Raw genomic sequence first — 24,434 nt, 5'->3', positions numbered from 1 at the left:
TTTTTATTTTCATTCCGTTTTAGTTTAATATCTTGCAGGATATCTTATAAAATGAAATATGAAATACATCTATTTTTTGATTGCCATTTTCTCGATTTCCTTATTAGCTTCAGTTATAAATCCGAAAGAAGGTTTTACCTGTTTTCTTGAAATTATTCCCGCAATAATTGGTTTTTTGATTTTAGCGTTCACTTTCAAAAAATTTAGATTTACCAATTTTACTTATACCTTGATTCTGGTACATTGCATAATTTTATTCGTTGGCGGACATTATACTTACGCCGAAGTTCCGTTATTTGATTATATAAAAGAAGTTTTCGATCAAAGCCGAAATAATTATGATAAAGTCGGGCATTTTGCACAGGGTTTTGTTCCTGCAATGATTATTCGAGAACTTTTTATTCGTAAAGCAGTTATCAGCAATAAAAGCTTTTTCAATTTTATAATTGTCAGCATTTGTCTGGCAATAAGTGCTGCTTATGAATTTATAGAATGGTTTGTTTCTTTAGCGACCGGAGATGGTGGCGATGCCTTTTTAGGAACTCAAGGCTATGTTTGGGACACGCAATCAGATATGCTGTTTGCAACAATTGGGGCAATTACGGCTCTAATTTTGTTTTCTAAATTTCAAGACAAGAAAATTCAAGAAATTGATTTTTGAAATATTCCATTAAAATTTGGCAAATAAAAAAACGGCCCTCTGCTCAAGGAAGGCCGTTTACTATACTAACTCTCAAACTAGATTTAAACTGTATTATTTTAAATCTTTTAAAATTGCAATTGCTTCAGTTGCATTTGACAATTGTGCATATTTTAATGCTGTAAAACCTTGCTCATTTTTGTCTTCTGGACGAGCACCATTTTCTAATAAAACTTTGATAATCTCAACTTTATTGTATCGTGCTGCGATCATCAAAGGCGTCATATCCTCTGATTGCTCATTTACATTGGCTCCATAAGCAATAAATTTTTTCACTACTTCTAAATCTCCTTTGCTCACAGCTACGTGTAATGGTGCTGAAAAGTTTCTAGAAACTTCGATTTTTGGATTTCCAACTATTGATGTGTGGTTTGCTGCCATTGAAACATTGGCAAAAGCTACTAAAGCTACTCCTAAAATAATTACTGACTTTTTCATGTTGATTGATTGTTAAATTGATTGATTATTGATGATTTTTAATTTCGATGTAAAGGTAATTCATTTTGTTGTATTATGCATTACACAGTACCTTGTTTTAACTAATTCTTAACATTCAATTAATATAAGCGCTTAAAATCAAACTGAACGTTAATAATTTGCTTTCTTAATAGACGCACAAAAAGTCAATATGTTACAGTTTAAATCAAAAAAAATATAAAAAATCTTATAAATATTTCTTCTCATTCTAATTTAAAGCCATTTAAACATAAATTTATCTTACTCAAAATCAACACCTAACACTTGAAATTGTTAGATTTTGCGTATATTTAGAAAACAAAAAATAGCGCTAACCTTAAAACCAAAAAAACTATGAAAATCGTCAAAAAAATTTTACTTGTAATTGTTATAATTGTCGTTGTAGTTCTTATAGCTGCCTTTTTTATGCCTAAAAATTATGCTGTAGAAAGAGAAATAACGATAAACAAACCTGTTGATTCTGTATTTAATTATGTCAGATCATTAAAAAATCAAAATGAATTCAGTGTTTGGGCGAATATGGATCCGAAGATGAAATCAACCTTTTTAGGTATAGATGGACAAGTTGGGTCAATATCAGCATGGGAGAGCGAAGTAGAAAATGTTGGATCTGGTGAGCAAGAAATCACTAAAATTACAGAAGGAAAACGTATTGACTTTGCACTTCGTTTTAAAGAACCGATGAATGATACCGCAGAAGGTTTTATGTCAACAGAAACCGTTGCTGGAAATCAGACAAAAGTAAAATGGGGAATTAATGGCGTTATTCCATATCCAATGAATGCTATGCTTCCCTTTATGAAAATGGATGAGATGATTGGAAATGATTTGCAAAAAGGCTTGGAAAACTTAAAGACAAAAATGGAAAAATAAAAAAGAAAAGCCACAGAATTAATTGATTTTAAAATCTATAAATCTGTGGCTTTTAAATTTTTATTTGAAATTCTTCTTATAAATACTTTTTAAATCCTTTTCAAACAAAGTAAAAGGATCGTTATAAAATTTGACAAAATCTGGTGCGCTTACTTGTCCGGGAAACGGCGCATAATAATGCGTAGGGCTTGTGCTGTCATTTCTCCAGACTAAAACATAAGCCAATTCTAAATGCTCTGATTTTAAAGTTTTTAATAACACTTCTGTCCACCACTTTTCATTTGGTACAGATTCTAAACCTGTTTCGGTAAAAGCGGCCAATTTTTGTTTTTTGATTGCCAATTCTGAAATTATTTTAAGTCGCTTTACGCCTGCTTCAAGATTATATTTTCCGTCACGTCCAAAATCTGCATAATCATCCATACCGAACATATCGACATAATCATCTCCCGGATAACGCTCTAAATATTCGGCTTCTGAATTAAATCTGACATCTGGCGAAAAAGCATAAATAAAATTGTGAACTCCTAAAGTATCTCTTAAATAGGAAACTGTAAACTGCCAGACTGCAATAAAATCTTCACGAGAAGTATATTTTTTCCCCCACCAAAACCAATCGCCATCAAATTCGTGAAAAGGTCTGAAAATCATTGGTGCCAATGTTCCGTCTTTTGCTTTGACTGAATGCGCAAAATCTGCGATTGTTTTTAGAATTTCTTTGTATTGCTCATGATTTGAACCACCAACTTTAATAAGAGACATTGCGGGCACAGAGACAGAATCTTTCCAATAAAATCCATTTTCAGAAACGGGATTATTGAAGTGCCAAGAAACAGTAGTAATTCCGCCACGTTCATAAGTATCTACAACATTTTTCCGAAGCGATTCTTTTGCTTTTTCAATCACTTCTTTTGGTCGACCTGAAAAATCGCTGAAATCTACGCCAACTACCGCAGGATGAGAACCGGTGACTGATTTTACATCCGATTTATTCGATTCGTTTTTCCAACCATGTCCATATTCCAGCGCATGTTGATGTCCAAAAAGAATATGCTTTTTTGAAATTAACTTTAAATTTTGGTATAGAATTTTAGTTTCTTTTGTTGCGTTTTTATCTATTTGCGCAAAAAGAAAATGCCCAACTGTCATGAAGATGAACAGAAAGGCATTTTTTGTATTTATAAATTTCATGGTTTAAATAATTAGTTTAAACCCGAAAATTACTATTTAGATGTTAAGTAATCTAATACGTTTTTTTCAATACGTTTGTCAATATTGTCAATATCAGCTTTTACGAATTTTTCTCCTAAGATATTCTCATATAATTCGATATATCTTTCAGAAACAGATTCGATGTATGCATCATTCATATCTGGGATTTGTTGTCCTTCTTGACCTTGAAAACCATTTTCAATTAACCAACGACGTACAAACTCTTTTGACAATTGTTTTTGCTCCTCACCTTTTGCTTGTCTTTCCGCATATCCGTCAGCATAAAAATAACGAGATGAATCTGGAGTATGAATTTCATCAATCAAAACGATAACACCGTCTTTAGTTTTCCCGAATTCATATTTTGTGTCTACTAGAATCAATCCGCGAGAAGCTGCAATTTCAGTTCCTCTTTGAAATAAAGCGCGAGTGTATTTTTCTAAAATCAAATAATCTTCTTCTGAAACAATTCCCTTAGATAAAATAGCTTCACGAGAAATATCTTCGTCATGAGAACCGTTGTCTGCTTTTGTGGTTGGCGTAATAATTGGTTCTGGAAATTTATCGTTTTCTTTTAAACCTTCAGCCATTGTTACACCGCAAATTTGTCTTTTTCCAGCTGCATATTCACGTGCTGCGTGTCCAGAAACATAACCACGAATTACCATTTCTACTTTGAATGGCTCACATAAATGCCCAACAGCAACGTTTGGATCTGGAGTAGCAATCAACCAGTTTGGAACAATATCTTGAGTCAATTCCATAAATTTTGTCGCAATCTGGTTCAAAATTTGTCCTTTGTACGGAATTCCCTTTGGCAAAACCACATCAAAAGCAGAAAGTCTATCCGTTGCTACCATTACTAAAAGCTCGTCGTTGATATTGTAAACTTCTCTAACTTTTCCGCGGTAAACTGATTTCTGATTCGGAAAATTAAAATTTGTGGTCGTGATTGTATTGCTCATTATTTGTAGTGTGTTGTTTTTTATGATTGCAAATTTAAAACTATTTAAAAGAGCAAGCAAATGTTTGTTGTTGATAGTTGATGGTTTTTGGTTGATGGTTTTTAGCACAAAAAACACCTTTCAACTATAAACCATCAACTAAAAATTATTTCTTCAAAAGTGTCGAATTAAAGAAATTCAAGATTCGGCTGTATTCGTCAATCCAAGAATATGTTTCTTTGAAACCGTGAGATTCAACTGGAAAAGAAGCCAAACTCCAATTCTTTTTCTCTAATTCGATGAAACGTTGTGACAAACGTACAATATCTTTATATTCAACATTGTCATCCACCATTCCGTGCAGCATTACTAAATTTCCTTTTAAGTTATCTGCAAAATAAATTGGTGAACTTTTCTTGTAAGCTTCTGGATCAGTTTCAGGGAAGTTCAAAATGTTTCCAGTGTATCCGTGATTGTAGTGAGCCCAGTCTGTTACAGAACGCAATGCCGCGCCCGAAGCAAACTCACCAGGAGTTGTCAACATTCCCATTAATGTCATGAAACCTCCGTAAGAACCTCCATAAATTCCGACTCTGTTAGCATCAATACCGTATTTTTCAACCAACATTTTCTTGCCATCTAAATGATCAGACAAATCTTTTCCTCCCATAAAACGATAAATTCCAGTTCTGAAATCACGTCCGTAACCGTCGCTTCCTCTGTAATCAATATCTAAAACTGTATAACCTAAATCAGTCAACATATTATGGAACATATATTCTCTGTAATAATTGCTCCAAAAATTATGTGCATTTTGAAGATATCCAGCACCATGAACAAAAATAATTGCTGCACTGTTTTTAACATCCTGAGCTGGAACATAAATTCTTGCATTTACTGAAGTTCCGTCTTGCGCTTTAAAGGTTACAACTTCAGGAGTTCTCCATTGGTATTTCTTAAAATCTTCCGAAACTGAAGATGAAATTTGTTGTAGAGAAGTATTCTTTTTATTTTCTGCAACATAAAAATCCCACGGAATATTTTTATACGAATAACGAACTAATAATGTTTTTTCATCTGGAGACAATGTTACTTCATGAGCGCCATCTTTTGTTAAAATTGGTTGCAAAACGCCATCTGCCAAAGATAATTTATAGAATTCTCTATTTCCTGGATGCGTTGTATTCGTGCTTAAGTAAAACGCTTTTTTATCTTTAGACAACGTCACATCACGAACTTCCCAATTTCCCTTCGTTAATTGCGTTTTCTTTTTTGTCTTTAAATTATAAGTGTATAAATGCGAATATCCCGTAGCTTCTGATTGGAAATAAACTGTTTCGTTATCAGCTAAAAAATCAATGTTTCCTGATGCAAATGAATACGATGGAATTCCAGGTCCACCAATCCAAGCTTCATCATGCTGATGCTCAATTTCTTCAAAAGTTCCCTTGTCAAGATTTAAGCTCACCAACCATCTGTCTTTATTATCTTGGCTTCTGATTTCAACAATTGCCAATGATCCGTTTTCATTATAAACAGGAGCTTGAGCAACAATTAATTTATCTTCTTTTGGCTTATTTTTTAAATTATCATATTGTTCAAAATATTTTGGCGTATCTTGAATATGGCTTAAAGTCGAAAAATTCACGTAATAAACAGAATCTTTTGCAACAGAATAAATTCCGAATTTCGTTTTTACAAAATTACTTGTCGATACTTTTTCCTTTGTTTCAGGAGTTTGATTGTATCCGTCAGAAGTAATAAATACTTCCATTTTTTCAGATTTTGTTTCTGCTTCTTCCACTAATCTAAAAGTCGCAAAATTCCCATTCGGATTTACTTTCAAGCTTGTAAATCTGTCTTTTCCATAGAAATATTCTTTTGCAAAATCAGATTTAACTGCTTTTGATTTCGCTAGATTCCATTGTTTTTTAGCTTCTTTGTCTCTAATAAACTGGAATAATTCTTTTTGCTGTGCATTTAAAAAAGTCTCTTTTTCTGGTTTTGTTTCTTTTTTAGTTCCTTTACTAAAATTGGTAATCTGTAAAACCGTTCCTTCTTTCGTGTTGTATTTAAAAATATTATCGTTTTGAGAAAAAAACAATACACCAGCTTCAGCTCCTAATTGCAAATTAGAAATTGTTGCCGACTGCTGAATCAACTTTTTACTTGTTTTAGATTTTATGGAATAAGAATACAGACTTCCCTTATCTACATAATAAACCACATCTGAACCTGGTTTTGATTTAAAATCCATTTGAGAAAAAACAGCTTCTTTTGGTTCAACAATTTGAGGTTTTGTCATTCCTTTTTCCCAGAAATAAGTGCTTGTACCTAATTCATCTTTTGGATTCCATTCAAAATAAACCTTTTTCCCATCAGGAGACCACCGTCCATTTGTAGGCTGATTTCCAATGAAAGATTCACCTTTCATTATTTCTTCTAATTTTAATTTTTGGCTATTTCCTGTAATTGCAAAGAAGGAAAAAGCAAGGATAAAAATGTTTTTTGTCATGCTGGTAGTATTTGATAAAACAAAAATACACTTTGAAAACTATTAAAAAAATACTTTTTCACACAACCCATACAACACACTAAACATCAACAACTTAAAATCAAAAATCCCTAAAAGCATTTTTAGGGATTTTCAATTATATCGAGAAAACTTTAAATTAAATTCAAAATTCCTTTTCCTTTTGCATGAATAGATGCATCGAGATTTTCTAAAGAAACTCCTGCTAGTCGTTTAATTTGATCTATATCAACAATGCAAATTTGTCCATTATCTTTTGATGGCGCTCCTGGAATAAAAACAACAGCCTTATCTTCTTTTTCCTCAATTAAATGCGCTGGTTGCCAATATTCTCCAACTTTCAATAAAATAGGCAAATCTGTACTTGGGATTGGTTTTCGATCTCTTTGTTTCAGTTTTTCTTCAGCTTCTTTTTTATTTTTTTCGTAACCTGGCAAAAAAATCATAAGCTTGTTGTCCACCCATTCTGTGAATCGTTTTAAAAGAGACAAACGCATTAAAAATCCACTGAAATAAATTAGGACCAATAAAATTATACCACCAACAATATCAGTTGCATACTTTCCTAAAACAAGGTCTAACCTAAGGAAATGAGCAAATTTTTCACCATAATTTTGAAAAAACTTCCACACTTTCCCTAACAAAATAAAAAAAACAAGAAGCGGCAGCAAAAGCAACGCTCCCGAAATACAATTGCGTTCAATTTTAAGTAATATTTTTTTCATTGCTTAAGAAATTAAGGTTAAAAAAAAGAGCTAATTAACTGGTAATTAGCTCTTATAAAAATAACTATAATTTATCATTCAGCAACAGCCAAATGCAAAACATTGTAAATTAACTTGTTGCAAATTCCTTATCCAGAATTTTTGATGCGATATATTTTGCAACGCCGTCTTCCGCATTTGTTTGAATAACTTCTAAATTTGGCAAAGTTTCTTTTAACATCGCTGGAGCATTTCCCATAATTAATCCTTTTCCTGCTGAAGCAAGCATTTGAACATCATTAAATCCGTCGCCAAAAGTCATCGCTTCTGCTAAAGTGAAGCCTTCTTTTTCGAGAACTTGCTCAATTGCAACGGCTTTGTCTACAGATTTATCCATAAACTCCAAACAAGTTGGCAAACTAAAGGCATGATGTAAATGCTCTGATGAATTTGCCAAAATAGCATCTTTCAATTTTACTAATTTTTCATGATCACTGCATGAAAAGAAAATTTTAATTGCCGAAAAATCATCTAATTCTTTATAATCAACAAGTTCTGGATGGTATTTTAATTCTTCTTGAAAAGCATTTAATTTTTCGTTCCATTTGTTTGTCTGCCAAACATTTTCTTTGAACAAAACCACTGTGATCTCGGGATCAATTTCAACATTTAAAGCATTCTTAACCACATCGCTATCTAAATTGAAAGCAAAAAGTTGTTCCTTATTTGGCGAATGAATACGTGCTCCGTTTGAACTTACTAAGTAAACTGGAACTTCAAGTTTCTCAATAATACCCATCGCGTCAAGATGATGACGTCCTGTAGCTACCACGATAAGATAACCTTGATTGTGAAGTTCTTGAAAAATGGTTTTGGTATATTCTGAAATTTTATGCTGAGGGTTGAGTAACGTTCCGTCAAGATCACTTACTACAACTTTTATATTCTTAAGTTTTGTCATATTAATTTTAATTCTTTATGATGTGCAAATTTACGGCATTCGTTTCGGAAGACCAAAGTCTACAGACGTCTGTAGCCCAAATTAGAGCAAGTTTATTATTTTTTTAACTATTTCCTTAAATTAATCAAACCTTTACAATTCCTGATTTATACAAATTCAAGGCCTTCTTTAAAACGGATTCTATTTGTTTCAAAGGCAAATCTTTATCAGAATCCAAAAGCATTATTTTCATTCTCGAACGCGCTTCTTGAAGCAAATAAGGCTCATCAAAATATTTTCCTTCTACTATACTTAAATAAGGATGTTTGTATTTTTTATGAATCCACAAATAGCAAAACATTTTTCCTTTGTAGCAGAAAAATGGCATTCCGTATTTTAAAACGTGAGTGATTTCTTTATCCTGTTTTAGGACAATATCTCTTAAAGCCAGAAAAATTCCTTTTTCAGGTTCTTTTAAATTGAGATAGAAATCATCTAGTTGTTTCATTTTCTAATTTTTGGAGTTCTTGCAAAAACAATTTTTAAGGTATCTGGGCATTTAGAGCTTGGTTTGATTTTAAGAATTAATGAATCATTTTTAATGCAAAATTTTTCTTTTTGAATAAGAACAAATGAAACCTTATTTTCTGGCGCACAATTTGGCACTGTCGTTTGCACCTTTCTGTTTTCATTGAAAAAATTGCAATTCAAAAAGGGAAAAACATGATAACAAGTATCCATCTTTGAGCTATTTAATTCTATAATGGAGTCTCCAATCATTTTCCATTTTCCTTTAGAAAAACCTCTCCATGTACAAGCTGCACTATTATACAAAAAAGTACTGTCTTTATTAATTTCAATGGTTGTCAAATTTGGAATAATATATTCAGTATCATACCAAGTTCCGATAAACCGATTGGGTATATTTTCTTTTTTACTGCAAGATGTTAAACAAATAATTAACACTAAACCTAAAATTTTACTTTTCATAAATTAAATAAAATAACAGTTCAAAAAAATATTCGTTTTATACCTATCTTAAAAGAAAAGATACAAAACGAATATTAATAAATGTTAAAACACAATTCACGATTTACATTTAACATTTCACTAAAAATCAATTAATCGTGGTTTTCAATTTGTTTGTAAGCGTCGATTACCTTTTTCACTAATCTGTGGCGAACGATATCTTTGTCGTCCAGATAAATAATTCCAATTCCTTCAATATCTTTCAAAACCAAAATAGCTTCTTTCAGACCCGAAATTGTTCGGCGTGGTAAATCAACTTGCCCAGGATCACCCGTAATCATAAACTTGGCGTTTTTTCCCATACGAGTCAAAAACATTTTCATTTGTGAGTGTGTGGTGTTTTGTGCTTCATCAAGAATTACAAAGGCATTGTCCAGTGTACGTCCGCGCATGAATGCAAGAGGCGCAATCTGAATAATTCCTTTTAAAATATAATCTTCGAGTTTTTCATTTGGCAACATGTCACGTAAAGCATCGTAAAGAGGTTGCATGTAAGGATCTAGTTTTTCTTTCATATCTCCGGGCAAAAATCCAAGGTTCTCCCCTGCTTCAACCGCCGGACGCGTTAATATGATCCTTTTTACTTCTTTGTCTTTTAGCATTTTTACAGCCATGGCAACACCAGTATACGTTTTACCTGTTCCAGCTGGTCCAATTGCAAATACCATATCATTTTTTTTGATGGTATCCACAAGCAACTGCTGGTTTGGCGTCATGGCTTTGATAATTTTGCCACCAACTCCGTGAACTAGTATTTTGTCATGCTCGTAAGCTTTTCTCTCTTCTTGACCATCGCTCATTATTACGCGTTCAATCACATTATCATCAATGTTGTTGTATCTGGTAAAATGAAGCATCAGCCTCTGAAATCTCTTTTCGAATTCATCTAAAACTTCTTTCTCGCCAAAGGCTTTCAAAGTTGTCCCTCGCGCTACTATTTTAAGCTTTGGGTAGTACTTTTTGATTATTTCAAGATGAGAATCCTGCGCGCCCCAAAAGTCTTTTGGAGCGATGTCTATAAGCTCTATAATTCTTTCGTTCAAATGAGATAAATTTAAATTAAAAATAAATTTTGTTTTGTAAATCTATGGCTGTCGGGTATGTTCATATCTTTAACGCAAATTGTCCTTTCTTTCTTTCAATTTGCATTTAGTATTATTAGATTTGCATTTCTCAAATTTAATGAAAATTAGATTTAAATACTATCAATAGTTATAAACAAAATGATGTCAATAATTACCCTTACTACTGATTACGGCTTAAAAGACCACTTTGTGGGCTCGCTGAAGGGTAAAATTCTTTCGGAAATTCCGAGTGCAAAAATTATTGATATTTCACATGACATTGATCCATTCAACACTGCCGAAGCAAGTTACGTTGTTGGTGCATCCTATTTGAGTTTTCCAAAAGGAACTGTTCACTTGATTGGTGTCGATATTGAGCGAAATAAGGAAAATCAGCATATTGCCATGCAATGGAACGATCATTTTTTTATTTGTGCCGATAACGGAATTTTAAGCATGCTTACGCAGAAAATCGTTCCGCAGAAAATTGTTGCTATCAATATTCACGATCGTTTTCCTGCAGAATACACTGATTTAGATGTTTTTATACAAGTTGCCTGCCATATTGCAAAAGGTGGTTTGCTAAATGTTATTGGCAAAGAAATTCCATCAATAAAAGAAGTTACCGAACTGCAAGCAGTCGTTGCAACCGATGGAAATTCATTAAAAGGATACGTTATTTATATCGATCATTTCGGAAATGTTGTTACGAATATTTCTAAAAAACAATTTTTGGAAGTTTCCCGCGGACGTCCGTATGAAATCGTGATGAAGCCAAAAAGCATCAAAACAATTCTTCCAAATTATTCGGCTATTGCCACTTCTGATAAATACCCGATTAAAACCTATGAAGGTGAAAAACTAGCTATTTTCAACGAAGCTGGTTTTTTGGAAATTGCTATTTTCAGAAGCAATCCTTCTAAAGTGGGTTCTGCTAATAGTTTGTTAGGACTGAATTATCGTGATGTGATTACGATTAAATTCTCATAAATTCAATTATAGATTTTGGGCCACAGATTTCACTGATTGAAGGGATTTTTACTGATTATTTCTCTCCTTTTGGTCATTTCGACGAAGGAGAAATCTTCACGAGAAGCTCTACAAAGACTGGACACACTCTGTGCGGAATTACTAGCGAAGATTTCTCCTTCGTCGGAATGACAAGATTGCGTAAAAACTTATTCTTATAATTTTATTTTTTTCATTAAAAGAATAATCAATTTTGGTACTTTTGCGCGCGTATTGCCATTTTCCAAATCTAAAATCAGCAATCTAAAATCTAAAATAAGAATATGTTCGTAAGAATAGTAAAAATGAGTTTTCACGAAGAAAAGATTTCAGATTTTCTGGAGAATTTTGAATCGGTGAAAGAGAAAATACGAAATGCCGAAGGAAATCGTTTTTTAGAATTGTATCAAGACAAAAACGACAAATGTATTTTCTTTACTTATAGTTATTGGGAAACTGAAGCTGATTTAGAAAATTACAGAAATTCAGAGCTTTTCAATGCGGTTTGGGATTTTACGAAAAAGCTTTTCAATGCAAAACCAGAAGCCTGGAGTGTAGACAAATTAGTTAGCTTAAATTAGTTTCAAGTTTAAAGTTTCACGTTTTGTGCAACTTGAAACCTGAAACCTGAAACAATAAAAACAAAAAACACAAATGAAATCAATCATTTTAAGAGAAATAAAATCCTTTTTTGGCTCTCCTATTGGCTACTTGGTCATTGCTATTTTCCTAATTAGCAACGGACTATTTTTATGGGTATTTGAAGGAGATTACAATATATTAAAATCAGGTTATGCTGATTTGACTCCGTTTTTCACCTTAGCGCCTTGGATCTTGATTTTCTTGATTCCAGCCGTTACCATGAGGAGTTTCTCTGACGAAAGAAAACAAGGAACACTTGAATTGCTTTTGACAAAACCATTATCGGTTTGGGAAATTGCAAATGGAAAGTTTTTTGGGTCATTTTTGCTAATCATTTTAGCAATTATCCCAACATTCATTTATGTAAAAGTAGTTTCTGGCTTAGGTGCACCTGAAGGAAATATCGATATAGGAAGCACCATTGGCTCTTATTTCGGATTATTATTTTTGATTGCTTCTTATTCTGCAATCGGGATCTTTACTTCTACCCTTTCAGAAAACCAAATTGTGGCGTTTATCATTGCCGTGTTTTTATGCTTCTTCTTCTATTTTGGTTTTGAAGGCATCGCGTCTTTGATTCCAGGACAATCTAGTTGGATCCCTGCTTTTGGAATGCAAGATCATTTCAAAAGTATGAGTCGTGGCGTTATTGATACGCGCGATGTTATATATTTCTTGAGCATCACAGTATTGTTCTTGTCTTTTACTGTTTATCAATTAAAATCTTTTAAAGCGTAATGAAAGCATCTAATAAATTAAACTTAAAAACATTAGGCATTACAATTTTTATTTTAATTGTTTTAAATGTACTTGGAAGCATATTTTTCCACCGTTTTGATTTAACAAAAGACAAACGTTATACTTTATCTGAAACTTCATTAAATATTGTAAAACAAGTCAAAAATCCGTTATCGATTAAAATTTACATGGAAGGCGAACTTCCGCCAGATTTCAGACGTTTGCAGCAGGAAACCAAGCAATTATTAGAGGAATTTCAAGCTTACAATGGCAATATTGTTTTCGAATTCGTAAACCCTATGGAAAACGAAGAAGAAAGCATGGAAATGATAAAATCACTTTATCAAAAAGGGCTTACACCGGTAAACATTACAGTTGACGACAAAGGAAAACAATCTCAAGCAATGGTTTTTCCTTGGGCAATTGCGGTTTATGACAATAAAGAAGTTAATATTCCTTTGTTGAAAAACATTATGGGTGCCAAAACCGAGGATAAAGTAAAAGGTTCGATACAGCATTTAGAATACTCAATTGCAGACGCAATTAATAAAATTACCAAAGCCAAACAAAAGAAAGTAGCTTACATTAAAGGTAACGGCGAACTAAATGAAGTCCACGTTGCTAATATGCTTCGTCAAATAAAAGAAAGCTATTACATTGGACCTTTCACATTAGATTCTGTTGCAAAAGATCCGAACGGGACTTTAAATGCGCTTAAAAAATATGATCTAGCGATTATCTCTAAACCTACAGAAGCTTTTTCTGATGAAGAAAAAGAAGTGCTAGATCAATTTGTGATGAATGGCGGAAAAACAATTTGGCTAATTGACCAAGTTGCAGCCGATATGGACAGTTTATACAATCAAGCTGGCGCAACTTTAGCATACCCAAGAGATTTGAACTTGAACGACATGTTCTTTAAATACGGAATCAGAATTAACCCTGATTTGGTAAAAGATGAAATTGGAAGTCCATTGAAACTTGCAACTGGAGAACAAGGAAGTGCAACTCAGTATCAAGAATTTAAATGGAAATTTGCTCCAATTGTTGTTCCAGGAATCCAACATCCAATTGTGAAAAATTTAGGCGGAATCAAATTTGATTTTGCAAACCAAATTGACACTTTGAAAAACGGAATCAAAAAAACGGTTTTATTGCAATCTTCTCCATATTCTAAAAAAATTGGCACACCTACAGAAATCAATTTGAATATCGTTACTGAGAAGACTTCTCCACAGGATTATGTAAATAAAGGAAATTTACCAATGGCTGTTTTGCTGGAAGGCTCTTTCCATTCAGCCTTTCAAAATCGAGTGTTGCCGTTTAAAGAAAGTTCATTTCTTGCACAAGGAAAACCAAATAAAATGATTGTTATTGCCGATGGAGATTTAGCAAGAAATCAACTGGACAAAAACTTGATGCCTGTAGAACTAGGTTACGATCAGCGCACTGGAAATCTGTATGACAATAAAGATTTCATGATGAACTGCATCAATTATTTACTGGATGATACAGGACTTATTAACATTAGAAGCAAAGACGTCGAACTGCCTTTACTAGACAGAGAAAAGGTTCATGAGAATTATACGATGACGCAATTCATAACTATCGGACTGCCAATTCTAATTTTATTGGTTTTCGGCTTGGCTTTTACCTTCATCAGAAAAAGAAAGTACAGCAAATAGATGTTAATAAAAAAATGTCATACTTTAGATAGTTTACGATATATTTGTAATCCTAATCTTTAGACCCCCAAATCCTAGAGAATACATCAAAAAATAAAATATAACAGATGAAATTTATAGTATCGAGTTCGTACTTATTAAAACAATTGCAAGTTTTAGGTAGTGTAATCAATAGTAACAACACGTTGCCTATTTTAGACAACTTTTTATTTGAACTAAACAATAATGAGTTGACGGTTTCGGCTTCAGATCTTGAAACTACAATGTCGGCTACATTATCAATCGATTCTACAAGCAAAGGAAGCGTTGCTGTGCCAGCTAAACTTTTGCTTGAAATTTTAAAAACGTTTCCAGAACAACCTTTGACTTTTACAGTTGAAGACAACAATACAGTTGAAATTAGTTCTAATTCAGGAAAATATGCATTAGCATATGCTGCTGGAGAAGAATTCCCAAAATCTGTTAGCCTTGAAGATCCATCAGTAACGCTTGTTCCTGCTGATGTTTTAGCAACTGCAGTAAGCAAAACTATCTTTGCTGCCGGAAACGACGATTTGCGTCCGGTAATGTCGGGAGTATTTTTCCAATTTTCTCCTGAAGGCTTGACTTTTGTTGCTACTGATGCTCACAAATTAGTAAAATATGCACGTACAGATGTTAAAGCATCTCAAGTAGCTGATTTTATTATGCCAAAGAAACCTTTGAATATCTTGAAAAGTATTTTAGGTTCTTCTGACGCTGAAGTAAAAATTGAATACAACGACTCAAATGCGACGTTCTCATTTGACAATTATATCTTAATGTGTCGTTTAATCGACGGAAAATATCCAAACTACGAAGCGGTTATTCCAAAAGAAAATCCAAACAAATTAATGATCGACCGTTCTTTATTTTTAAGTTCTGTTCGTCGTGTGGCAATTTTCTCTAACAAAACAACACACCAAATTCGTCTGAAAATCGCTGGAGCGGAATTAAATGTTTCTGCTGAAGATATCGATTACTCAAACAAAGCAGAAGAAAGATTGACTTGTGATTACCAAGGAGATGATCTTCAAATTGGTTTCAACTCTCGTTTCTTAACTGAAATGTTGACTAATTTACAATCAGACATGATTATGCTTGAAATGTCATTGCCAAACAGAGCTGGAATCCTTACTCCAGTTGATGGTCTTGAAGAAGGCGAAACAGTAACAATGCTGGTAATGCCTGTTATGTTAAATAGTTAACATCAAAACTTCTTTTTGTTACAGGGATTTTTTTTAGTTTCGAATTAAAGACATATCATTGTAAAAAAAAAATATCGCTATTAACCAACCATTTTTTATACCTAGAAACCGCAATTCTTTCATGAGAATTGCGGTTTTTTATTTTTGTCAATTTATTTGAGGTTTCACGTTTCAAGTTGAATGGCTTGCGCAAAATTAACCGCAAAGGACGCTACGTTTTTTTTCTCTGCTTTATGCCTACAAACACAAAGTTCGCAAAGCTTTGTAAAAAACCTTGACGAACTTTGCGGTTAAAATCCTGACGAACTTGAAACCTCAAACCTGAAACAAATTTTCATTAACTTTGTCATATGAAAATAGAAATTTGGTCGGACATCATGTGTCCGTTTTGTTATATCGGAAAAAGACAATTGGAAACTGCTTTAAAGCAATTTCCTAATGATGAAATTGATATTGAATGGAAAAGCTTTCAGCTTGATCCAACTATTACACCACAATCTGGAAAAGACGTTTTTACGTTTTTAGCCGAACGAAAAGGCATGTCGGTTGAACAATCTATCGAAATGCATAAAAACGTGACAGACCGTGCGAAAAGTGTTGGTTTAGATTATCATTTTGAAAAAGCGATTATTTCAAATTCTCTCGAAGCGCATCGCATTATACATTTGGCTAAAGCCAAAAAATTAGGTGCTGAAATGGAAGAAATTTTCTTTAGTGCTTATTTTACAGAAGGACGTGATTTAAATGACGGACCTACTTTATTAGAACTTGGCGAGAAAGCTGGTTTAGATAAAAATGAAGTCCTAGAAGTTTTGAAAGACGAACATTTATATTTAAAAGATGTTGAGCACGATATTAAAGAAGCTCAGGAAATTGGTGTACAAGGTGTTCCTTTTTTCGTTTTTGATCGAAAATATGCTATTTCAGGCGCTCAACCTGTAGAGGCATTTGTAAATACAATCAATGAGGTTTTGAAATAATCTAAAATTCCTTATTAAAAATTCATTACGTGCGATTATTCAAAAGAAATTAACTCAATGTAATGTCGACTAAAAAAGATCAAAACATCCCTCTACTGGGGCTTCAGGAATTTAAAAAAGACCAAAGCACGCATAATGAACAGCTTTTGTTTAATGAACTGCATGGAGAACGTCATATAAATAACCCGCATCAGCACGATTTTTTTATTATCGTGCTGTTTGATCAGGCAAAAGGTATCCACAATATTGACTTTATAGATTATAAGATCAGTAATCATCAAATTCATTTGCTTTTTCCAGGACAAGTGCATAAATGGAGTATCGAGCCAGAAACTACTGGTTACCAATTGATGATTGGAAGGGATTTTTTTGAAAGCTTTTCATCGAGTTTTAGATTTTCATTTTCTCAATATCACAACCATCCTGTAATTGAACTAAGCAAGGAATCTTACAATCTTTTGCATTACGAGTTTGATGCTATCAAAAATGAATTAGAAAAACCTGATTGCCTTCAAGAATTAACTAGCTCACGTACCGCAGTTATTGCTTCAATTATAAGTAAAGAAGCTGCTAAAGTCTTTACAGATCACGATATCTATCAAAATGAGCCTCGTATTGCAAAATTTCAAGAGCTGATTGATCTTTATTTCAAAGATGAAAAACTGGTTTCGTTTTATGCATCAAAACTGCATGTATCAGCCAATTATCTAAACATACTCTGCAAAAAGCATTTAAAAATTTCGGCTACACAATTGATCCAGCAACGCATTGTTTTGGAATCAAAACGACATTTAAAAGCTACTGCTCTTTCAATTAAAGAAATTGCATTTGAATTGGGTTTTGTAGATCATGCTTATTTTTCGAATTTCTTTAAAACTCAAACCGGAATTACACCAACGAATTTTCGTGATCAGTTATAAATCTTTCAAGCCTTGTGATAAATTTTATACTCGTGTTGTTGTTATGAAATCTATTTTTGTACATCAAATCACTTTGTATGAAAAATTCAAATATCACTCGTAAAGATTTTTTAAGAAACTCTGTTTTTGGAGTTGCTGGACTTGCTGTTGGTTCAGGTTTTATTAATTCTGTGTCTGCTTCAACCATCAGCGAAACTGATTTAGATATAAATCTTGCAACAGGAAAAAATTTCATACTAAAAAATGTCAGACTCGAAACTGGATTTGAATATGAAGAAGGCGAAGTTGTTCGAACAAAAACCGAATTATTTTGCATTGAAATTAGCGATGGAAAAATCAAATCGATTTCAGCAAACAAACCAAATGCTCAAGCTATTGACGCAAAAGGTTTGTTAATGCTTCCTGCATTTCGTGATATGCACATTCACTTAGACAAAACATACTATGACGAATGGCATGCTGTTAAAAAAAGAACTGGCGGTGTAAAAGCGATGATTGCTTTAGAACAGCAGATTTTACCTGATTTGCTTAAAAACTCCACTCAAAAAGCCGAGAAAATAATTGAATTATTGCAATCACACGGAACTTCATTCGCAAGAAGCCACGTAAACATTGAGCCAACCTCAAAACTGCAATCTTTAAAAAATCTGCAAAAAGCTTTAGAAAACAAGAAAAACACATTTGGTGCCGAATTGGTTGCTTTTCCGCAACACGGCGTTTTTTATACTAATTCTGCTCCATATTTACAAGAAGCCGCAAAAATGGATATTGATTTCATTGGTGGACTTGACCCTTTTTCTATTGATGGTTCAATCGAAAGAACAATAGATTTTACTGTTCAATTGGCTTTGGACAATAATAAAGGAATCGACATCCATTTACACGAATCAGGAGAATCTGGAGTAAAAACAATCGAATATTTAATGGCTAAAGTCAATGAAAATCCAAGCTTGAAAGGAAAAACATTTTTGAGCCACTGTTTTGCGCTTGGAAAAATTGACAAACCAAAACAAGAAGAAATGGCTGAAAAATTAAGTGTCGCTCAAGTAGGCATAGTTTCTACAATTCCTTTTGGCAGTTTAGTCATGCCAATTCCAACCTTAATGAAATATGGCGTCAATGTAATGACCGGAAACGACAGCATTATCGATCACTGGAATACATTTGGAACCGGAAGTGTTTTACAAAAAGCAAATCTAGCAGCGCAATTATATGGTCAAGTAACCGAATTCAACTTGTCTAGAATGCTGAAATTAGCAACTTCAGGTCCAATTCCTTTAGATGACAAAGGCGTACAGCAATGGCCAAAAGCTGGAGACAAAGCTGATTTGGTTTTTCTAAAAGCCAGTTGTTCAGCAGAAGCAGTTTCTAGAATGTCGCCCGTAAAAATGCTAATTCATAACGGAAATATCGTATAAAAAAAGAGCCTAAAGAAATTTGATTTTCTTTAGGCTCTTTTCTTAGATAACACCCATTTTCTGCATTAAGAAAGTGGCGCTTTTATTTTTACAAATCCCATTTCTGAGTTTATAATCAAAATGCAATTCATTGTTTTGAATTTCGACTTCAAAACATTGATTTTTCAAAAGATCTGGAAATTCATTTGTCGTTAAACATACCTCAATATCATGCGTTGCAATTGCCCCTATTGCATTTTTTGCAATTATTTTTTTCACCACCTCAATGGTTCCGTTTCGTTTATCATCAGAATTAGTTCCTCGTAAAATTTCATCCAATAAAACAAAAGCTGGTTGTTCTTCCAATGCATCCATAATTTGTTTCAAACGCTTGATTTCAGCAAAGAAATAGGATTCGCTATCAGCTAATGAATCAGACAATCGCATTGAAACTAAAACTGGAAGTGGATGAATATTAGCTTCTGAAGCACAAACAACTGAACCAATTCCGGCTAATACCATATTTACTCCTAAACTTCTCAAAAAAGTACTTTTCCCGGACATATTCGAACCGGTTAAAATCATAAACGATTCGGGATAAAAATGAGTGTCATTCCCTATTCTGCTTTTCGGATTTAATAACGGGTGGCTCAAATTTTCGAATCCGATTTTATATTCTGAATTGATTTCAGGAAAAACAAAATCTGGATTATTGTACGCCAAATTAGCCAAACTGTTCAAAGCTTCGAACTCACCAATAATCGCAATCCAATTTTCAAGCTCATGCGAATAATCTTTCTTCCATTTCAAAAGCGCTTTTAAAACATGAAGATTAAACAAAAATGTTCCGTTAAAAACAAGTGTCGTCACTAAATTATTGATCGTATCCATTCTAGAAAACAATTCAGACAATTGTTTTAAATGAGCACTTGCCGAAATATTTTTAGAAATCAATTGTTGCTGTAATTCGATTAATTTTTTAGACTCAAATTTTTCCAATTCAATTTTTTCAACCAGCAAACCATATTGCTTGATTATTTTGTCAACATTATCCGCTTGAGCAATTTCAGATTTAATTCGTTTTACAGACTGTCCCAAAACAATCATATTGGCAATAAAAATATAAGTCAAATAGGACAATAAAATTGTTTTTGAGGTTACAAAATAAGCGAACAATACACCAAAAAACAATGCTGGAATTACATATGAAAGTAAAACTAAAACTTTAGGAAGTGTATTGTTTTTAAATGAACTCCAATACATTATAGCATCATACGAACTTTTCGTGTCAGTACTGATAGAAGCTAAGGCAAGAAAATCTTGTCTCCAGTCAATTTTTGATTTAAGCTCATTTATCGCTTTCTGATTATCAACAATAGTTTCATTTGAAAAAAGGCGCAATAATTTATCTGCCAATGTTTTTTTTCCGATAAAAGTGGCCGTTCGATTTAAGTTTTGGAACAAAGAATGATCTCCAAAAATATCTAAATCATATGCATAAGGATGATGAAAATCGTTAAATTCTATACCATTTTCAAAAGGAAGTTTTTCTCTTTTCAAAAAAGAAATTTCATTTTCATTGATTTTTAAAAGTGCGGTGGTAAGCTGTCTTTGAAAAGCCAATTTTGAATGGATTTTCATTAAAAAAACAAAACCAACAAAAGATAAAAAAGCTAGTACTACATAGAAAATTTCACTGGTTTTGATGTAATAGTACAGCATAAACAAACCAAGAAAAACAATTAACAAACGTAATAAACTAATACTGTTGTATCTTTTGTTGATTTTACTATAAGTTTCTGAAAAATGTTTGACCTTATTCTGATATACTTCCATTTCTAAAATTTAATGAAGTACAAATATAGCTTTTACACTTCCAAAATTACAATTAAAAAAAAACGCCTTTTTATTCCTTTTCGTGCATTACTAATACCGGAATAGAGACTTCTTTTGTAATTCTTTTTGATAGACTTGATTCAAAAATACTTTCAAAGAAAGATCTTTTATGAGTTATAGTGGTCAGAATGTCAATGTCTTTATAAAGAATAAAATCAAGAATTGTTTCTTTCACATCATCACTTGGCAAAACCAGGAATTCAACATTATCGTTCGCAAACTCCTGTTCCCATTCTTTGATTGTCATTTCAGAAACATCAGAATTTGTAGTTCTCACATACAAGCTTCTTACTTTGGCATCTGTTTTTTTTGCAATTTTCAATATTCTGCGAAGCACATCCTTATCTTTATCACGATATCGCGTCGTAAAGCCAATTGTTTTTACTTTTTTATATTTTGCATCAATAGGAACACATAATACTGGAACCTTCACTTCAGAAATTACCGAATTTGTATTAGATCCGGTAAAAAACTTAGTCCAGTCAGATACTCCCGTAGTCCCCATGATCACAAAATCAATTTCGTCTTCTTCGACTGCGTTTTTTAAATTATAAATCAAATCACCATCCATCAGTCGATGTTTAATGACAATATCATCAAGTTTTCGTTCAGCCGCGATTGCTCGGAGTTTTGGAATTTCATCCTTAAACATCTCAAATTTAGCTAATTCGATAGAACTGTAAATTGAGGCATAATTTTCTGGAAAAAACTGACTGTCATACACTGGAATCTCAAAAGTATGCAACAAGACAAGTTCGGCTTTAACAATTTTAGCGAATTCTAATGCATGAACAAACGCATTTGTAGCTGCTTCAGAAAAATCTGTGGGAAATAGTATCTTTTTCATTTTAATTAGGATTAGTGTATTGTTCTCTCAAATTTAATCATTATAAAAACAAAACAACCTGATAATTATCAGTATTTTAACATTCGTCAAAGGGACAAAGTGACAAAGTTACAAAGGTTCATAGTTGGAAGCTGGAAGTCGAAAGTTGAAAGTCGAAAGTTGAAACTTGAAAATCGAAACTTGAAAATCGAAACTTGAAAATCGAAACTTGAAAATCGAAACTTGAAACTTGAAAGTTGAAACTTGAAAGCCGAAAGTTCAAAGCCGAAAGCTGAAAGCCTAAACTTGAAGATTATGACTTAAACCAATTATTAGCTTCTCACAGTTTAGAATTTTACAATTCACAATTCGCAACTCATAATTCTTTTAAGCCTTTTTTCATACCTTTGCAACATGATAAATCAAGATTCTATAGTTGCATTAGCTACTCCATCTGGAGCCGGAGCTATTGCCATCATTCGTATTTCAGGCGCTGAAGCAATCACAATAGGAAATTCTGTTTTTAAATCTATAAAAAACAAAGATTTGACAAAACAGAAAACGCATACACTTCATTTAGGACATATTGTAGATAATGAAAAAACACTTGATGAAGTTTTGGTTTCCGTTTTCAAAGGTCCCCATTCGTATACAGGTGAAGACACGATTGAAATTTCTTGTCATGGCTCAACTTATATTCAGCAACAAATTATTCAATTATTATTGCGAAAAGGATGCAGAATGGCTGATGCTGGAGAATTTACCCTACGCGCTTTCTTAAACGGAAAACTTGATTTATCGCAAGCAGAAGCAGTTGCCGATTTAATTTCGTCAGATAATGAAGCATCTCATCAAATAGCAATGCAACAAATGCGAGGCGGATTTAGTAACGAAATTGCTAAACTTCGTGAGGAACTCTTGAATTTTGCTTCACTAATTGAGCTAGAATTAGATTTCGCCGAAGAAGATGTGGAGTTTGCTGACCGTACTCAATTTCACGAATTATTAAACCGAATTGAATTTGTTTTAAAACGCTTAATCGATTCGTTTGCTGTTGGAAATGTAATTAAAAACGGTATTCCTGTTGCGATTGTCGGAGAGCCAAATGTTGGAAAATCGACTTTATTAAATGCTTTATTGAATGAAGAACGCGCCATAGTTTCAGACATTGCAGGAACGACTCGTGATACTATTGAAGACGAATTGGTTATTGGAGGTGTTGGTTTCCGATTTATTGATACTGCTGGAATTCGCGAAACGAAAGACATTGTAGAAAGTATCGGTATCAAAAAAACTTTCGAAAAAATAGAACAAGCACAAGTTGTCATTTATTTATTTGACGGATTAAAATTTAAATCTTCAAGCTCGGAATTTGTTTCTGAAATTGAGCAAATCAAAAATAAATATCCATTAAAACCACTTTTAATTGTGGTCAATAAGAAGGATCTTTTATCAGCTGAAGAACTTCTAAATATCACAAATCAACTTGAAAATTTGAATGCAAAACTTTTATTGATTTCTGCTAAAGAAAAAATTGGAGTTGACGAATTAAAGAATGAATTGCTATCGTTTGTCAATACCGGAGCATTGAGAAATAATGAAACTATTGTAACAAATACAAGGCATTACGATTCTTTACTTAAAGCTTTAGATGAAATTCAAAAAGTTAAATTCGGACTTGAGACAAATCTTTCAAGCGACTTGATGGCATTAGATATTCGTGAAGCTTTGTATCAATTCGGACTTATTACTGGTCAAGTTACAAACGATGAATTGCTTGGTAATATTTTTGCTAATTTCTGCATCGGCAAATAGGGAAACAAAATAACGAAAAACAAAAACAAGCAAACAAGTTAAAATATTGATAAACAATATTCTGACTCGTTTTTTCTTTGTCTTTTCTTTTGGATGCTTGTTGTTGTTATGATTAAATTTGTACCTCGTTTGTACCTCGGGACGGCAAGGAGCAAAAAATATTTTTTTTTGGCCAAATTATGGCACGCAGAGACACACATAGTCACAGTGGGACACTTAAAGTCACATTCTATGAGTTCAAACATCAAGATTACCAGAGTCTGCGAATTCTGCAAAAATGAATTTACAGCACGCACTACAAAAACGCTCTACTGCTCCCTAAAATGCAGCAGCAGGGCCTATAAGGCAAGGACCAGACAGTCAAAGATCGATCAAAGCAACAGGCAGACTGAAATTGCCAAAAATCCAGACTTGGAAATCGTAAAAACGAAAGATTTCATCAGTGTAAAACAGGCAGGCCTGCTGTATGGAATCAGCAGAAGGACGATCTACAGGATTATTTCCAGAGGAGAACTTGATATTGCGAAATTCGGTGCTAGGACAGTAATCCGAAGATGCGATATGGACAGCTTTTTCTCTATCCCGATCGAACAGTCCCTATTGCGTCCTATCCAGGAATTCCCAGGGCTGGAAAAGTGCTACACCATCACCCAGATACAGCAGAAATTCGGAATATCTCCGGGAGCGCTTTATACATTGATACAAAGGCATGGCATCGCAAAATACGCTGTCGGCAAATTCAACTACGTTGGAAAAACCGGTCAATTTGACCACCTAATTCCGGAGTAAATTGACTACCCGTTCCGGAGCAAACTGACCACCTGA

At 33.2% G+C, this 24,434-nt stretch carries 23 protein-coding genes; 12 read left to right on the top strand and 11 right to left on the bottom strand.

The window, feature by feature from the left end:
- Window positions 1–58: 58 nt before the first annotated feature.
- On the top strand, window positions 59–661 hold the full coding sequence (locus tag AAYQ19_RS21955) for a DUF2238 domain-containing protein (RefSeq protein WP_343539403.1): 603 nt from the start codon (window positions 59–61) through the stop codon (window positions 659–661).
- A 93-nt stretch (window positions 662–754) separates the two neighbouring features.
- Here AAYQ19_RS21955 and AAYQ19_RS21950 read toward each other — a convergent pair whose 3' ends face one another.
- A complete protein-coding gene (locus AAYQ19_RS21950) occupies window positions 755–1,138 on the bottom strand; it encodes an ankyrin repeat domain-containing protein (protein WP_343539400.1) in 384 nt (127 codons plus the stop codon).
- 372 nt (window positions 1,139–1,510) lie between these two features.
- Here AAYQ19_RS21950 and AAYQ19_RS21945 point away from each other — a divergent pair, with 372 nt between their 5' ends.
- Window positions 1,511–2,050, top strand: coding sequence for an SRPBCC family protein (locus tag AAYQ19_RS21945; RefSeq protein WP_343539398.1), 540 nt, complete (start codon window positions 1,511–1,513; stop codon window positions 2,048–2,050).
- A 60-nt stretch (window positions 2,051–2,110) separates the two neighbouring features.
- Here the strand turns inward: AAYQ19_RS21945 and AAYQ19_RS21940 are convergent, their stop codons facing one another.
- The 8 genes from AAYQ19_RS21940 to AAYQ19_RS21905 all read right to left on the bottom strand — a co-directional run bounded on the left by AAYQ19_RS21940 (window position 2,111) and on the right by AAYQ19_RS21905 (window position 10,455).
- Window positions 2,111–3,241, bottom strand: coding sequence for a glycoside hydrolase family 26 protein (locus AAYQ19_RS21940; protein WP_343539396.1), 1,131 nt, complete (start codon window positions 3,239–3,241; stop codon window positions 2,111–2,113).
- A 32-nt stretch (window positions 3,242–3,273) separates the two neighbouring features.
- A complete protein-coding gene (locus AAYQ19_RS21935) occupies window positions 3,274–4,227 on the bottom strand; it encodes a phosphoribosylaminoimidazolesuccinocarboxamide synthase (RefSeq protein ID WP_343539394.1) in 954 nt (317 codons plus the stop codon).
- A gap of 145 nt (window positions 4,228–4,372) precedes the next feature.
- Window positions 4,373–6,721 (bottom strand): S9 family peptidase, encoded by a 2,349-nt coding sequence (locus AAYQ19_RS21930; protein WP_343539392.1) that lies wholly within the window; start codon window positions 6,719–6,721, stop codon window positions 4,373–4,375.
- A 152-nt stretch (window positions 6,722–6,873) separates the two neighbouring features.
- A complete protein-coding gene (locus tag AAYQ19_RS21925; protein WP_343539390.1) occupies window positions 6,874–7,464 on the bottom strand; it encodes a hypothetical protein in 591 nt (196 codons plus the stop codon).
- Window positions 7,465–7,573: 109 nt separating this feature from the next.
- Complete coding sequence (locus tag AAYQ19_RS21920; RefSeq protein ID WP_343539388.1) at window positions 7,574–8,404, bottom strand: Cof-type HAD-IIB family hydrolase; 831 nt, start codon at window positions 8,402–8,404, stop codon at window positions 7,574–7,576.
- Between the two features lie 124 nt (window positions 8,405–8,528).
- A complete protein-coding gene (locus AAYQ19_RS21915) occupies window positions 8,529–8,891 on the bottom strand; it encodes a DUF1801 domain-containing protein (protein ID WP_343539386.1) in 363 nt (120 codons plus the stop codon).
- Entirely contained in the window at window positions 8,888–9,373 is a 486-nt protein-coding gene (locus AAYQ19_RS21910; protein ID WP_343539384.1) for a hypothetical protein, read from the bottom strand. The genes AAYQ19_RS21915 and AAYQ19_RS21910 overlap by 4 nt, the downstream gene beginning before the upstream one ends.
- A 131-nt stretch (window positions 9,374–9,504) precedes the next feature.
- A complete protein-coding gene (locus AAYQ19_RS21905; protein ID WP_343539382.1) occupies window positions 9,505–10,455 on the bottom strand; it encodes a PhoH family protein in 951 nt (316 codons plus the stop codon).
- Window positions 10,456–10,638: 183 nt separating this feature from the next.
- On the opposite strand from AAYQ19_RS21905, the gene AAYQ19_RS21900 reads away from it, so the two are divergent.
- The 8 genes from AAYQ19_RS21900 to AAYQ19_RS21865 all read left to right on the top strand — a co-directional run bounded on the left by AAYQ19_RS21900 (window position 10,639) and on the right by AAYQ19_RS21865 (window position 19,093).
- Window positions 10,639–11,466 carry an SAM hydrolase/SAM-dependent halogenase family protein gene (locus tag AAYQ19_RS21900; protein ID WP_343539420.1) on the top strand — a complete coding sequence of 276 codons (828 nt, stop codon included), beginning with the start codon at window positions 10,639–10,641 and terminating at the stop codon, window positions 11,464–11,466.
- A gap of 302 nt (window positions 11,467–11,768) precedes the next feature.
- On the top strand, window positions 11,769–12,065 hold the full coding sequence (locus AAYQ19_RS21895; protein WP_343539380.1) for a putative quinol monooxygenase: 297 nt from the start codon (window positions 11,769–11,771) through the stop codon (window positions 12,063–12,065).
- Window positions 12,066–12,138: 73 nt separating this feature from the next.
- On the top strand, window positions 12,139–12,864 hold the full coding sequence (gldF, locus tag AAYQ19_RS21890) for a gliding motility-associated ABC transporter permease subunit GldF (protein ID WP_343539378.1): 726 nt from the start codon (window positions 12,139–12,141) through the stop codon (window positions 12,862–12,864).
- On the top strand, window positions 12,864–14,549 hold the full coding sequence (gene gldG / locus AAYQ19_RS21885; protein ID WP_343539376.1) for a gliding motility-associated ABC transporter substrate-binding protein GldG: 1,686 nt from the start codon (window positions 12,864–12,866) through the stop codon (window positions 14,547–14,549). The genes gldF and gldG overlap by 1 nt, the downstream gene beginning before the upstream one ends.
- A 107-nt stretch (window positions 14,550–14,656) precedes the next feature.
- Window positions 14,657–15,775, top strand: a complete 1,119-nt coding sequence (gene dnaN, locus AAYQ19_RS21880; protein WP_343539374.1) for a DNA polymerase III subunit beta — start codon at window positions 14,657–14,659, stop codon at window positions 15,773–15,775.
- Between the two features lie 350 nt (window positions 15,776–16,125).
- Window positions 16,126–16,755, top strand: a complete 630-nt coding sequence (locus AAYQ19_RS21875) for a DsbA family oxidoreductase (protein WP_343539372.1) — start codon at window positions 16,126–16,128, stop codon at window positions 16,753–16,755.
- A 62-nt stretch (window positions 16,756–16,817) separates the two neighbouring features.
- Complete coding sequence (locus AAYQ19_RS21870; RefSeq protein ID WP_343539371.1) at window positions 16,818–17,675, top strand: AraC family transcriptional regulator; 858 nt, start codon at window positions 16,818–16,820, stop codon at window positions 17,673–17,675.
- Between the two features lie 77 nt (window positions 17,676–17,752).
- The gene (locus AAYQ19_RS21865; protein WP_343539369.1) at window positions 17,753–19,093 is read left to right on the top strand and encodes an amidohydrolase; all 1,341 of its coding nucleotides are present in this window, start codon (window positions 17,753–17,755) and stop codon (window positions 19,091–19,093) included.
- Window positions 19,094–19,135: 42 nt separating this feature from the next.
- Here the strand turns inward: AAYQ19_RS21865 and AAYQ19_RS21860 are convergent, their stop codons facing one another.
- Together AAYQ19_RS21860 and AAYQ19_RS21855 are read right to left on the bottom strand one after the other, a co-directional pair.
- Window positions 19,136–20,908, bottom strand: a complete 1,773-nt coding sequence (locus AAYQ19_RS21860; RefSeq protein WP_343539367.1) for a MutS-related protein — start codon at window positions 20,906–20,908, stop codon at window positions 19,136–19,138.
- A gap of 70 nt (window positions 20,909–20,978) precedes the next feature.
- The gene (locus AAYQ19_RS21855; protein WP_343539364.1) at window positions 20,979–21,815 is read right to left on the bottom strand and encodes a universal stress protein; all 837 of its coding nucleotides are present in this window, start codon (window positions 21,813–21,815) and stop codon (window positions 20,979–20,981) included.
- Window positions 21,816–22,208: 393 nt separating this feature from the next.
- Between AAYQ19_RS21855 and mnmE the strand changes: the two genes are divergently transcribed.
- Together mnmE and AAYQ19_RS21845 are read left to right on the top strand one after the other, a co-directional pair.
- Window positions 22,209–23,609: a tRNA uridine-5-carboxymethylaminomethyl(34) synthesis GTPase MnmE gene (gene mnmE, locus AAYQ19_RS21850; protein WP_343539362.1), complete on the top strand. Its 1,401-nt coding sequence runs from the start codon at window positions 22,209–22,211 to the stop codon at window positions 23,607–23,609.
- Between the two features lie 231 nt (window positions 23,610–23,840).
- Window positions 23,841–24,398, top strand: coding sequence for a helix-turn-helix domain-containing protein (locus AAYQ19_RS21845; protein WP_343539360.1), 558 nt, complete (start codon window positions 23,841–23,843; stop codon window positions 24,396–24,398).
- Window positions 24,399–24,434: the final 36 nt, after the last annotated feature.

The organism is Flavobacterium mesophilum (assembly GCF_039581405.1).
Taxonomy (GTDB): Bacteria; Bacteroidota; Bacteroidia; order Flavobacteriales; family Flavobacteriaceae; genus Flavobacterium.
Note: the sequence above shows the minus strand (reverse complement) of the source record. Positions and strands in the feature narration are given on the sequence as shown.